General features: G+C 73.0%; 9 protein-coding genes. 2 read left to right on the top strand and 7 right to left on the bottom strand.

Annotated features, from left to right (window positions below; genetic code table 11):
- The first annotated feature begins 32 nt into the window (after positions 1 to 32).
- Complete coding sequence (locus AB0K18_RS26680) at positions 33 to 2,027, top strand: glycosyltransferase family 2 protein (RefSeq protein WP_364919110.1); 1,995 nt, start codon at positions 33 to 35, stop codon at positions 2,025 to 2,027.
- Here AB0K18_RS26680 and AB0K18_RS26685 read toward each other — a convergent pair.
- The 5 genes from AB0K18_RS26685 to AB0K18_RS26705 form a co-directional block, all read right to left on the bottom strand.
- The gene (locus AB0K18_RS26685) at positions 2,017 to 3,162 is read right to left on the bottom strand and encodes a tannase/feruloyl esterase family alpha/beta hydrolase (protein ID WP_364919113.1); all 1,146 of its coding nucleotides are present in this window, start codon (positions 3,160 to 3,162) and stop codon (positions 2,017 to 2,019) included. The two genes, AB0K18_RS26680 and AB0K18_RS26685, sit on opposite strands and share 11 nt — an antisense overlap.
- Positions 3,163 to 4,161: an alpha/beta hydrolase gene (locus AB0K18_RS26690; protein WP_364919116.1), complete on the bottom strand. Its 999-nt coding sequence runs from the start codon at positions 4,159 to 4,161 to the stop codon at positions 3,163 to 3,165.
- A complete protein-coding gene (locus AB0K18_RS26695) occupies positions 4,158 to 5,432 on the bottom strand; it encodes an MFS transporter (protein WP_364919119.1) in 1,275 nt (424 codons plus the stop codon). The genes AB0K18_RS26690 and AB0K18_RS26695 overlap by 4 nt, the downstream gene beginning before the upstream one ends.
- A 62-nt stretch (positions 5,433 to 5,494) precedes the next feature.
- Complete coding sequence (locus tag AB0K18_RS26700) at positions 5,495 to 7,375, bottom strand: helix-turn-helix domain-containing protein (protein ID WP_364919122.1); 1,881 nt, start codon at positions 7,373 to 7,375, stop codon at positions 5,495 to 5,497.
- Positions 7,375 to 8,127: a 3-hydroxybutyrate dehydrogenase gene (locus AB0K18_RS26705; protein ID WP_364919125.1), complete on the bottom strand. Its 753-nt coding sequence runs from the start codon at positions 8,125 to 8,127 to the stop codon at positions 7,375 to 7,377. Before AB0K18_RS26705 ends, AB0K18_RS26700 begins: the two co-directional genes overlap by 1 nt.
- Positions 8,128 to 8,369: 242 nt before the next feature.
- Here AB0K18_RS26705 and trpD point away from each other — a divergent pair, with 242 nt between their 5' ends.
- A complete protein-coding gene (gene trpD, locus AB0K18_RS26710; protein ID WP_364919127.1) occupies positions 8,370 to 9,437 on the top strand; it encodes an anthranilate phosphoribosyltransferase in 1,068 nt (355 codons plus the stop codon).
- Positions 9,438 to 9,440: 3 nt separating this feature from the next.
- On the opposite strand, the gene AB0K18_RS26715 is transcribed toward trpD, so the two are convergent.
- Together AB0K18_RS26715 and AB0K18_RS26720 are read right to left on the bottom strand one after the other, a co-directional pair.
- On the bottom strand, positions 9,441 to 10,826 hold the full coding sequence (locus tag AB0K18_RS26715) for a class II fumarate hydratase (protein WP_364919130.1): 1,386 nt from the start codon (positions 10,824 to 10,826) through the stop codon (positions 9,441 to 9,443).
- An 86-nt stretch (positions 10,827 to 10,912) separates the two neighbouring features.
- The gene (locus AB0K18_RS26720) at positions 10,913 to 13,051 is read right to left on the bottom strand and encodes a protein kinase (RefSeq protein ID WP_364919133.1); all 2,139 of its coding nucleotides are present in this window, start codon (positions 13,049 to 13,051) and stop codon (positions 10,913 to 10,915) included.
- Between the last annotated feature and the right edge of the window lies 1 nt (position 13,052).

The raw sequence follows: 13,052 nt of genomic DNA on the forward strand, positions 1-13,052 counted from the left end.
CCCATCATGTATACGGGCGCACGCTGGGCCGCATGGGTGTGAAGGTCAGTGTGATCGTCGATGTCCACAATCCGGGTGACACCGCCGATGCGTGCATCCGCTCCGCGCTGGAGCAGACGATGCCCGCGGACGAATACGAAGTGATCTTCGTGGACGACGGGTCCACGGACGGGATCGCCGAGCGCCTCGACGCCATCGCCGCGATCAGGCAGAACGCTCGCGCGCTCCACCTGCCGCACACGGGCTCGCCGATGCGCGGACGCAACGTGGGCCTCGCCGCGGCCGCCGGCGACTACGTCTTCTTCCTCGGCCAGCACGACCGCCTGGAGCGGGACGCCCTGGCCCGCATGTACGAGCGCGCCGTGGAGAGCGACGCCGACGTGCTGGTGGGCCGCCTGGTACGCGACTGGGGCCCGCCGATGACCGCCTTCGAGCGCAGCACCTCGCGGGGGGACATCCTGCGCGACCGGCTGCTGACCGTGCTGACGCCGCAGCAGCTCTACCGGCGCGCGTTCCTGGAGGAGCACGAGCTGGGCTTCCCCGTGCCGGGCAGCCGCATGGGCGAGCAGGCGTTCGTGACGCGGGCGTACCTGCACGCCAAGGTCATCGCGGTGCTGGCCGAGCACGTCTGCTGCCACCTGGGGGAGCGGCCGCGCACCGAGGAGGACCCCAGGGCCATCGTCAAGGAGCTGCACCGGCTGCTCGACGACGTGGACATGTACCTCGGCGAGGGCCGCCAGCGCGACCGCGTCTACGCGCACTGGTTCCGCCAGGCGGTGCTGCGCCCGCTGGTCACCAGCAAGTTCGCGGACTCGTCCGTCGATCGGGGCGCGCACTTCAGGGTCGCCCAGGAGCTGACCGAGCGCCGCTTCCCCGAGCGGCTCGACCGCCACCTGCCGGTGCAGCTGCGCGTGGTGGCCGCGTACGTGCGCGCCGGCCGCCTCGACCAGATCGTGCTCATGGCGAACGCCACCAGGAAGGCGGGCCTGCGCGCCGACCTCACCGAGGTGCGCTGGGACGCCCACGTCCTGGTGCTGGGCCTGAGCGTCGAGGTGGTGACCGGCGACGGCACGCCCGACCGCTACCGGGTGGACGGCGAGCGCCTGCACTGGATCCCGCCGCGCGCGCTCGACACCAAGAGGCTGCCCGACGACATCACCGACATCACCGAGGCCGTCGAGCGGGCCCGCGTCGAGCTGTACGTCCGCCACACCGAGACCGGGCTCGTGCACTTCCTGCCGCTGACCCAGGAGGTCGAGCGGATCGAGGACGGCCGCCGCAGGATGCGGGTGCGCATCAAGGGCGAGACCCGGCTGGACGTCACCCAGGCGGCCCTGGGCGAGCCGCTGCGGCCAGGACAGTGGGAGGTGCACGTCCGCATGTTCTCCGGCGCCAACCAGGCGAGGAGCCGCGTCAGCCGCCCCGAGGGGCCGCTCAACTGCCTGGGCGTGCTGGCCCAGCGGCCCAGGATGCGGCTGGTGGTGCCGTGCTGGAGCGACCAGGGCGAGCTGGGGCTGGCCGTCGAGCCGCGCTCGTTCTCCGAGTCGATCGCGCTGGTCTCGCCGGGCGTGGAGGTCAAGCACATCGGCGGGCACGCGTACGTGGTGCTGCCGGTGCCGTACGTGCCGCCGAGCGGCGGGCCGCCCCTGGAGCTGGTGATGCGCGGCACCGGCAAGCGGGCCCGCGAGGTGTGCGCGCCCGCCCTGGTCGAGGCCGGGGTACCGGGCAGGTTCGCGGGCCAGCTCGTCGCCAAGGTGCCGGTCAAGCGGCTGCTGCCGGGCGTCGAGCACCTCGGGCCGGGCGCCTGGATGTGCTCGCTGCGCTCGTCCGACGAGGAGGTCGGGCTGCGCTTCGCGCTGGAGATGCGCCGGGGCAGGATCGAGGCCAGGCCGGCCGCCGCCGCGGACCCCGAGCACTCGCCCATGGGCCGCGACACGGCGCTGCACCGGCTCGGCAGGAGACTGCCCGGCGCGCGGCACATCGTGCGCCTGGCGCGCGCGGGCGGCCATCGCTACCTCAAGGACTGACCCAGCGCTCCAGCTCGCCGAAGGCGTTCCTGAAGGCCGGCAGGATGGGCTTGAGCCGGTCGGGGTAGAGATCGACGAGGCTGTCGAGGTGGTTGCCGCCCTCGATGCGGTGATAGCGGAAGGGGCGGTGCGGGCCGACCATCTTCGCGTAGACGTCGGAGTCGCGCGTGATGGGCAGCAGCGTGTCCAGCGTGCCGTGCAGCGTGATCAGCGGCTTGGTGATGCGGCCGGTCAGCCCGATCTTCGCCATGGCCGCGTACGGGCGGCGCGCGTCGTAGTCGTAGTCGGCCGGCGCGCCCGTGTACGCCGGGTCCAGCTCCTTCTGGTAGAGCTCCTGGGTCAGCTCCCAGTAGTGGTCCCGGTGGAACGGCCACAGGAACTCCGACCGGGCCGCGAACCCGGCCGCCCGCACCCCCTGCTCGTCCGGATACGCCTTGAGCGCCTGCGGCAGGAAGTTCAACAGGTTGTCGCCCTTGACCCGCCAGAGCGTGCCCTCCCAGTCGATGCCGCCGTCGTAGAGCCGGCCGCGGTTCTCCAGCTGCCACCTGACGAGGTAGCCGCCGTTGGAGATGCCGGCCGCGAACGTGCGCTTGGCCGACCGGCCGTAGTGCCGCTTGACCACGGCCTTGGCGGCCATCGTGAGCTGGGTGACCCGGTCGTTCCACTCGGCGATGGCGTCGCCCGGGCGGCGGCCGTCGAGGTGGAAGTCCACGCCCACGTTGCCCTTGTCGGTGGCGGCGAACGCGTAGCCCTTCGACAGCACCCAGTCGGAGATCGTGTAGTCGTTGGCGTACTGCTCCCTGTTGCCCGGCGTGCCGCTGACCACGAGGCCGCCGTTCCACTTCTTCGGCAGCCTGATGACGAACTGGGAGTCGTGGTTCCAGCCGTGCGTGGCGTTGCCGGTGGAGGTGTCGGGGAAGTAGCCGTCGATCTGCGTGCCAGGCACGCCGGTGGGGTTCACGGTGGCGGCCGAGTGCAGGCCCGCCCAGTCGGCGGGGTCGGTGTGACCGCTCGCGACCGTGCCCGCCGTGGTCAGGTCGGCCAGCACGGCGACCTCGGCGTGTTCCGCGCCCGGCACGGTGAGCTTCGGCACCGGCGTGAGCAGGCTCGCGACCAGGGTGAGCGCGACGAACATCTACGCCTCCCCGAGGTGCTCGGCCAGCAGGCGGCGGAAGTCCTCAGGGCGTTCGATGTGCGGGCTGTGGCCGCAGTCGTCCAGCACGACCTCGCGATAGTGGCCGTAGCGCTCCAGCAGCGCCCGCATCTGCGTCACCATGGGCTGCGCGGGCGTGCCTGGCGAGCCCGGCACCGCGCCGATCGCGCCCAGGTGGGCGAGGTCGAGCAGCGAGGTGTCGGAGACGATCACGTCGTCGGCGCCCCTGAGCCACAGGATCGGCGGCTTCGGGTCGATCTCGTGCAGGTCGTCCAGGCGGAAGTGGACGGGGGAGATGGCGTTCAGCACGCCGGTCTTGCCCGGCGCGACGCCCGGCCAGGCGTCGGAGGCGACCGCGTCGCCCGGGTAGTGCGACTCGCCGACCCGGGTGGTCAGCATCGAGCGCAGGTAGAAGTCCTCGTCGCGGACCGGGTTCTTGACGTACGTGGTCCTGAAGACGTTGCGCGGCGACGTCGGCGACTCCCCCGACAGGTCGCCGGCCTTGAGCCTGGCCACGAAGTCGGGGTTGGCCGCGCCCGCGCCTGAGCCGGTGCCGTCCTGGTGCGTCAGCCGGCCCTCGGGCCCCTCCGTGCCGCCCCAGCCGTACGGGGAGACCGGGTTGACCAGCGTGACGCTCCCGACCAGGGCCGGCCGGTCGCGCAGGAGCTGCAGCACCACGCCGCCGCCCAGGCTCCAGCCGACCAGGTGCACCCCGCCGAGGTCGAGCGCCTCGACCAGCTCGATGAGGTCGTCGGAGTAGTCGCGCAGGCCCCTGGTGGCGTCCACCGGCGCGGGGTCGCTGTCGCCGAAGCCGCGCAGGTCCACCGCGAGCGGCCGGAAGCCCTCGGGCAGCGCCGGCAGCGTGTCGCGCCAGAACGCCGACGAGGAGACGTTGCCGTGCACGAACAGCACCGGCGCGCCGGTGTCCCTCCCCTCGACGGTCATGACGTGCTGGGTGAGCCTGGATGTGGTGACCTTCATCGCGTAGTAGTCCTTTCCGCGAGGTCGCTGCCCTGAGTTTCGCGCGCCGCGTACACGGCGGCCAGCGTGAGCACCGCCGCGAGCGCGAGGTAGATGGAGATCGGCACGCTGCTGGCGTACTCGCGCAGCAGGGCCACCGCGATGATCGGGGCGAGGGCGCCCGCCACGATGGCCGACAGCTGCGCGCCGATCGAGACGCCGGTGTAGCGGGTCCTGGTGCCGAACAGCTCGGAGAAGAAGGCGGCCTGCGGGCCGTACATCATGCCGTGGAAGAGCAGGCCGACGGTGACCGCCAGCGTGATCGCGAAGAAGTTGCCGGTGCCGACCAGCGGGAAGAACGCGAAGATCCACACGCCGATCCCCGCCGCGCCGGCGAGGTAGATCGGGCGGCGGCCCACCCGGTCCGACAGGGCGCCCCACATCGGGATCGTCACGAAGTGGATGGCGGAGGAGACCAGCACCGCGTTCAGCACGGTCGAGTTGTCGATGCCGCTCTGCGTGGCGTACGTGATGACGAAGACGGTCAGCAGGTAGAAGGAGATGTTCTCGGCCAGCCGGGCGCCGATCGCCACCACCACGTCCTTGCTGTGATGGCGCAGCACCCCGACGATGGGCGCGCGCGGCTCGGGCGGCGCCGCCTGGAACACCGGCGACTCGGTGATCGTCAGCCGGATCCACAGGCCGATCAGCACCAGCACCCCCGACAGCAGGAACGGCACCCGCCACCCCCACGACAGGAACGCCTCGTCCGACTGCCAGGCGGCCAGGGCCGCCAGCACGCCGGTGGCCAGCAGGTTGCCGCCCGGAGCGCCCGCCTGCGGCCAGGAGGCCCAGAAGCCGCGCCGCGCCGTGTCGCCGTGCTCGGAGACGATCAGCACCGCGCCGCCCCACTCGCCGCCCAGCGCGAAGCCCTGCACGAGCCGCAGCGCCGTCAGCACCAGCGCGGCGGCCGGCCCGAGCGTCTCGTACGTCGGCAGGCAGCCGATCAGGAACGTCGCCGTGCCCATCATCAGCAGGCTGACGACCAGCAGCGTCTTGCGGCCGATCCGGTCGCCGAAGTGGCCGAAGACCAGACCGCCGAGTGGCCGGGCGACGAAGCCGACCGCGTAGGTGAGGAACGACAGCAGCGTGCCGGTCAGCGGGTCGGAGTCGGGGAAGAAGAGCTTGTTGAACACCAGGGCGGCTGCCGAGCCGTACAGGAAGAAGTCGTACCACTCGATGGTGGTGCCGATCAGGCTCGCGGCGACGATCTTCTTGATGGAAGTGGCCATGCCGGTCACCGTAGGGTGTGACCGGAGTCACTCATATGGTGCGAGAGCCCACAGTCTTCCGGTCAGCTGTGTGGGTCGTCGGTGCGGCCCAGCCGGTGCAGGCGCAGCGCGAGCTGGATCTCCAGGGCGCGCTCGGGGTCCGTCCAGCCGTCGCCGAGCAGCTTGGCGACACGGTCGAGCCGCTGCGTGACGGTGTTGACGTGGATGTGCAGCGCCTCGGCCGTCCGCGACGGCGAGCCGCCCGCCCCGAAGTACGCGGTCAGCGTGTCGGCCAGCGCGGTGCCCCGGCGCGCGTCGTAGTCGATGAGCGGGCCGAGCACCCGCGTGACGAAGCCGCGTACGTCGCGGCCGTCGCCCATGAGCAGCCCCACGAAGCCCAGCTCGACCGCGCCCGCCCCGTCGCCCGCGCGGCCCAGCGCGATCAGCGCGTCCGCGCATCTGCGCGCCTCCTGGTAGGCCGCCGCGACCTCGTGCGCGCCGGCCTGCTGCCGGGAATCCGCCCATGAGCCGCCCACCCGGGCCGCGCCCGCCGTCGCAGGGCTGTGCAGCGAGGCCGTCAGCTCCGCCGCCACCCGCCTGGCCACGCCGCCCGCGTCGTCGCCGGGCAGCAGCAGCACCACCTCGTCGCCGCGGCCCGCGGCCAGCCCGTGGCGTACGGCGGCCTGCGAGGACGCCCAGAACGCGGCCCGCTCGCGCTGACCCTCGTGCTTGACCACCACCACGACGTGCGGCGCGCCGAGGTCCATGCCCAGCCTGCGGGCACGGTCGGACAGGCCGGGCGACTCAGGCCGGGAGATCAGGTCGTCGAGCAACTCGCCCCTGACCCGGCCCTCGGCCTCCGCCACGCTCCTGCGGAACAGCAGCAGCAGCGCGCACACCAGCGCCGCCCGCTCCAGGATCCGCTCGTCGGCGTCGTCGCTGCGCAGGATCAGCGTGCACAGCGGCTCGCCGCCGACGTCGACCGAGGCGATCAGCAGGTCGCCCCTGCGCACCGTACGCCCCAGCGCCCGCGACGCCTGGGCCGCCTCGAACACCCCGGCGTCCAGCTCGCCCACGTCGCCGCTGATCGCCCTGCCCAGATCGTCGAGCACCGCCAGCGACCCGCCCAGCACGTCGGTCACCACGGCCGCCACGTCCTCGATGCCGCCGCCGCGCAGCACCAGCGAGGTCATGCGGTCGTGCGCCAGCGCGGCCCGCTCGACCGCCTCGCCGTGCTCCCTGGCCGTCCTGTGCGCCTGGGACAGCTCCTCCAGCGCGTTCCTGGTCTCCTGCAGCAGCCTGGCGTTGTCGATCGCGACCGCGGCGTGCGCCGCCAGGCTCGCCAGCAGCGACACCTCCTCCTGGTGGAACGGCCGCGCGCTGCGGTTGGCCGCCATCAGCACGCCGATCACCCGCTGGCCGAGCCGCAGCGGCACGCCCAGGATGGCGACCAGGCCCTCCTCGGTGACCGCCTCGTCGATGTGCTCCTTGTGCCGGAAGCGGGCGTCGGCGAAGTAGTCGGCCGTCGCGTACGGCGTCGCCGTCTGCGCCACCAGCCCGCCCAGCCCGTGCCCCATCGCCAGCCGCAGCGCACGGAACTTCGCCGAGATCGACCCGTCGGTGACCCGCATGTACGTGTCGCCCCGCTCGGGGTCGTGCAGCGTCATGTACGCGATGTCGGTCGCCAGGAGCTGCCTGGCCCGGTGCACGATGGCCTCCAGCACCGCGTCGAGGTCGCGCAGCGCGGCGAGGTCGCCGGCGGTGTCGTACAGGGCCGACAGCTCCGCCTCGCGCCGCGCCCGTCGCTTGAGCAGGTCGCGCACCTTCAGCGCCTCGACCTTGGCCTGCTCCAGCTCCTCGATCGCCGCCGGGTCCGCGCCCGCCGCCCGCGCCTGGATGATCGGCCCCTCGAACTCGACCGCCGACGCCTCCCTGGCCAGCAGCTCGAGAAACCGCCTGACCACTACCGCGCCGTCCAGCCGCCGTCCACGGGCAGCGACACGCCCGTGATGAACGACCCGCCTGGACCGCACAGGTAGGCGACCATGTCGGCCACCTCCTCCGGCTCGATCAGCCGCTTGATCGCGGCCGGCGCGAGCATGATGTCCGTCACGACCTGCTCCGGGTCGATGCCGTGCACCCGCGCCTGGTCCGCGATCTGCGCCTCGACCAGGCCGGTCCGCACGTACGCGGGGCAGACGCACACCGAGGTCACCCCATGGGGCGCCCCTTCGAGCGCCACCACCTTGGAGAACCCCTCCAGCGCGTGCTTGGCCGTCGTATAAGCCGACTTGTACGGCGAGGCCCGCAGCCCGTGCACCGACGAGATGTTCACGAACCGGCCCCAGCCCCTGGCGTACATGCCGGGCAGCACCTTCCGCGCGATGAGGAACGGCGCCTCCACCATGACTTTGAGCATCGTGGCGAACACCTCGGGCGGGAACTCCTCGATCGGCGCCACGTGCTGGAAGCCCGCGTTGTTGACCACGATGTCCACCGGCTCGCCGGGCAGCGCCGCCACGAAGCCGGGATCGCTCAGATCGGCCACCACGGCCGTGCCGCCCACCTCGCCCGCCACCTTCTCGGCGGACTCGGCCCGCACGTCCACGACCAGCACCCTGGCCCCCGCCGCGGCCAGACGCCGGGCACAGGCCGCCCCGATGCCGCCGCCGGCGCCCGTCACCAGCGCCGTCCGCCCCGTCAGCTCCTTCGCCATACCTCGCACCCTAGGCGCTCGACCCCCGCGGGCAGCATGGGGCCAAGCGACATAGATGCGCGGCATCCTATGTGGATCAGCGGCGTCTGCTATGTTGGAGGGCATGATCGCGTATTTGTCCCAGTGGTGGTCCGCCTCTTAGGCGGTCCTCCCGGCGCGATACGCACACGGCCGCCTCGACGAGGCGGCCGTCACCGTGTGGTGGGTGTCCCCCCGTCGAGCACAGACGAGAAGGGGAACCCATGACCTCCACCTGGCCGCAGCTCCTCACCACGCTGCTCGACGGCGTGTCGCTCACCTCCCGCCAGGCCGCGTGGGCGATGGACCAGATCATGTCAGGGCGCGCCACCGACGCCCAGATCGCCGCGTTCGCCGTCGCGCTGCGCGCCAAGGGCGAGAGCGTCGCCGAGGTGTCGGGCCTGGCCGACGGCATGCTGGCCAGGTCGGCGGCCATCCGGGTGCCCGGCGACCCCGTCGACCTGGTCGGCACCGGCGGCGACCGCGCGGGCACCGTGAACATCTCCACCATGGCCGCCGTCGTGGCCGCCGCCGCGGGCGCCAAGGTGGTCAAGCACGGCGGTCGCGCCGCCTCCTCCTTGGCCGGCTCCGCCGACGTGCTCGAGGCGCTGGGCGTGGTCGTCGACCTGCCGCCCGCCGCCGTCGTACGGGTGGTGGAGGAGACCGGCATCACGTTCTGCTTCGCGCCCGCCTTCAACCCGGCGCTCAAACGCACCTCGGCGCCGCGCCGCGAGCTGGGCGTGCCGACCGTCTTCAACTTCCTGGCCCCGCTCACCAACCCGGCGCTGCCGCCCGCCCAGGCCGTCGGCGTCTACCATCCGTCGATGGCGCCCGTGATCGCCGGCGTGCTGGCCGAGCGCGGCTGCTCCGCGCTCGTCTTCAGGGGCGACGACGGGCTCGACGAGCTGACCACCTGCGGCCCCTCCACGATCTGGCTGGTACGCCGCGGCACGGTCACCCGCACGACCTTCGACCCGCTCGACCTGTCGATCACCCGGGCGCGTCCCGACGACCTGCGCGGCGGCGACGCCCGGCACAACGCCGAGGTCGCCCGCGCGGTGCTCGCCGGCGAGCCGGGGCCCGTGCGCGACGTCGTCCTGCTGAACGCCGCCGCCGCGCTGGTGTCCGCCGACGGCACGCCGCCCGCCGCCGAGCTGACGCCCGCGCTGGCCGCCGCCGTCAAGCGGGCCGCCGACGCGGTCGACTCAGGCGCGGCGCTGTCGCTGCTCACCCGCTGGGCGCACGCCACCCAGGAGGCCGCCGCCCGGCTGCGGCCCGTCAGCTCCGGCTGAGCGTCATGGCCTGGTCATCGACAGGACGTCGAGGGCCGCGTCGAGCTGCTCCTCGGTCAGTGTGCCGGCGGCGACGTGGCCGCGCTCGATGACGACCTCCTTGATCGTCTTGCGCTCCGCGAGGGCCTGCTTGGCGATCTTCGCGGCCTCCTCGTAGCCGACGTAGCGGTTCAGCGGGGTCACGATGGACGGGGACGACTCGGCGTACTCACGGAGCCTGTCCACGTTCGCCGTGATCCCGGCGACGCAGCGGTCGGCGAGCAGCCGCGACACGTTCGCCAGCAGCTTGATCGACTCCAGGATGTTGCGCGCGATCACCGGCAGCTGCACGTTCAGCTCGAAGGTGCCCGACGCGCCCGCGAACGTGATCGCCGCGTCGTTGCCGATCACCTGGGCCGCGACCATCGCCGTGGCCTCGGGGATCACCGGGTTGACCTTGCCCGGCATGATCGAGGAGCCGGGCTGCAGGTCGGGCAGGTTGATCTCGCCCAGCCCCGCCCGCGGCCCCGAGCCCATCCAGCGCAGGTCGTTGGCGATCTTGGTGAGCGACACCGCCACCACCTTGAGCTGCCCCGACAGTTCCACGATCGAGTCCTGCGCGCCCTGCGCCTCGAAGTGGTCGCGCGCCTCCAGGAACGGGATGCCCGTCGCCTCGCGCAGCTTCGCGATCGCCCGCTGCGCGAAGCCCTGCGGCGTGTTGATGCCCGTGCCCACTGCGGTGCCGCCCAGCGGCAGCTCCAGGACGTGCTCCAGCGCCGCCGTCACCCGCACCACCGCGTGCTCCAGCTGCGTGGCGTACCCGCCGAACTCCTGCCCGAGCGTCACCGGCGTGGCGTCCATGAGGTGCGTACGGCCCGACTTCACCACCCCGTCGAACTCCACCGCCTTCTCCCTGAGCGCCTCCGCCAGATGGCGCAGCGAGGGCAGCAGGTGGTACGTCACCTCCGTGGCAGCCGCCACGTGGATCGACGTCGGGAACACGTCGTTGGACGACTGCGAGGCGTTCACGTGGTCGTTCGCGTGCACCGGGCGGCCCAGCCGCTCCTCGGCCAGCATCGCGATCACCTCGTTGGCGTTCATGTTGGACGAGGTGCCCGAGCCCGTCTGGAAGACGTCGATCGGGAACTGGGCGTCGTGCTCGTTCTCCGCCACGTCCGCCGCGGCCTGGGCGATGGCCTCCGCCAGGTCCTTCTCGATCACGCCCAGCTCGCCGTTGACCTCCGCCGCCACCGCCTTGACCAGGCCGAGCGCCGCGATGTGGGACGGTTCCAGCGTCCGCCCCGAGATCGGGAAGTTCTCTACGGCCCGCTGCGTCTGCGCCCGCCACTTGGCGCCGGACGGCACGCGTACCTCACCCATGGAGTCATGTTCGATCCTGAACTCACTCATGCCGTCCAGTCTTACCCACCGCGTAGCTCTCCCCCCGAACCCCACCGGCGTTTCCCCTGAGCGGGCGTGGGTGCTCTGGAGTGGGGTCAGCTGGAGAAGAGGGCCACGATGAGGACGGCGATCACCACGGCGGCCGCGGCGGCCACCGCCATCAGGACCAGCATGCCGTTGCGGTTGCCTGCCGGTTGCTTCTCCTCAGGGCCGGCGATCGCGAACAGGTCCGTGCCGAGGCCGTGGCTCTCGCTGATGCCCTGCTGCGGCCCGACCGGCTGCGGCTGGCCCGGCTGCTGGCCCGGCTGGGGCGGGGGCACCGGGTAGACCTGCTGGCCCGGTGGGTTCTTGGGCGGGGTCGGGATGCGGGTGGTGACCACCGCGCTCTCGTCGCCACCCTGGGGTGGCCGGCCGCCCGCGCCCTGGTCAGGCGCCGACGGGAAGGGGCCCTTGGGGCGCGAGATGCTGACCGTCCGCTCGGGGTCGTAGTCGCCGCCCCCTCCGCCGGCACCTCCACGAGGCCCACCCTGAGGCGCGCCGGGTCCACCCTGGGCGAACCCGTGCGGCCCGGTGGGCGCCTGAGCGCCGCTCTGGGCGGTGCCGTGCGGTCCGGTGGGTCCCTGACGGCCGCTCTGGGCGGTGCCGTGCGGTCCGGTGGGAGCTTGAGGTCCGGTGGGAGCTTGAGGGCCGCTCTGGGCACCTCCGCGCGGCCTGCCTTGGGGGCCACCGTGCGGGCCGTTGCCCGGCGCGCTGCCGTAGGGCCCGCTGCCCGGGCCGCCCGGCGTGTTGCCGTGCGGGCCGCCCGGCGCGTTCCCCTGCGGGCCGTTTCCCGGCCGGCCCGGTGCCGTACCGGGAGCGCCGCCCGGGGCCGGGGAGGCGAACGCCTGCTGCTGACCCGGTGGGGGATAGCTGGGAGGGGTGACCTGAGGCACGGTCGGCGTGTTCGAACCCCGCGCGCCGCCCTGCGGCCCTGAAGCACCCTGCGGGCCCGCGGCACCCCGAGACCCGGGGGCACCCTGCGGGCCCGTGGCGCTGTGGGGGCCTGATGCCGGGTGCGCACCCGACGCGGGGCCACGGCCGCCGGCCGCAGCGGCCGGTCGCTGGCCAGGCCCCGTGGGAGCCTGCCCGCCACCCGGGCCGCCCTGCGTCCCTGGGCCACGTTGCGAGCCCCGGCCACCTGGCGCTCCGGGGCCTTGGCCGCCCGGTCCTCCCGGCCTGCCCTGGCCGCCCTGGCCGCCCTGGCCGCTCTGTCCGCCGGGGCCGCCCTGTGCGCCTGGGGCCTGGCCTGCTGCGCCGGGGTGTTGGGAGCCGCGTCCCTGAGGTTGGGAGGTTTGGGATTGGGCGAACGGGTCGGGCAAAGCGGCCTCCTGCGCCTTAAGAGCCTCGGCCGTCAGCGCCGGCATCTCGCTCGTGGGGGTGTCGGCGACCATGCGCAGCAGGGTCTCCGCTTTGGCGGCGCCGAGGCGCTGCCGGTAGTCCTTGTTGAGCAGCCCGTTCAGCACCGGACGCAGCCGCCCCGCCTGGGTGGGCGGGTCGGCGTTCTCGGTGAGCAGCGCGGCCAGCGTCTCGGCGATCGTAGACCGCTCGTACGCGGGCCGCCCCTCGACGGCGAAGTAGAGCGTCGCCCCGAGCGACCAGATGTCGGACTCGGGCCCGGTGTACTCGCCCCGGGCCCGCTCAGGGGCGGTGTAGCCGGGTGAGCCGATGACCATGCCGGTCTTGGTGAGCCGCGAGTCGCCCTCGGCCTTGGCGATGCCGAAGTCTGTCAGCACGACGCGCCCGCTCTCGGTGATGAGCACGTTGGCCGGCTTGACGTCGCGGTGGGTGATGCCCTGGGCGTGCGCGGCGCGGAGGGCGCCGAGCAGGTCGACGCCGATCTCCGCCACGAGCCGCGGCGGCAGCGGCCCCTCCTCCTCGATCACCTGCTCAAGGGAGCGGGCCTCGATGAGCTCCATGATGATCCACGGGCTGTTGTCCTGGATGAGGACGTCGTGGATGGAGGCCACGGACGGATGGTTGATCCGCGAGGCGATACGTCCTTCGCGGACCATGCGCTCGCGCAGCTCGGCCCGCTGTTCCTCGGTGAGCCCGGGGTCCTGGCGGATTTCCTTGACCGCCACCTCGCGCCCGAGCGCGCGGTCGCGGGCGCGCCACACGGTCCCCATCGTGCCCCGGCCGAGGGGGGCGATGAGCTCGTAGCGCTCCGCGAGCAGGCGTGTCTGCTGTTCCGGCATG

It is taken from the genome of Nonomuraea sp. NPDC049421, from assembly GCF_040677005.1.
In the GTDB taxonomy this organism is placed as follows: Bacteria; Actinomycetota; Actinomycetes; order Streptosporangiales; family Streptosporangiaceae; genus Nonomuraea; species Nonomuraea salmonea.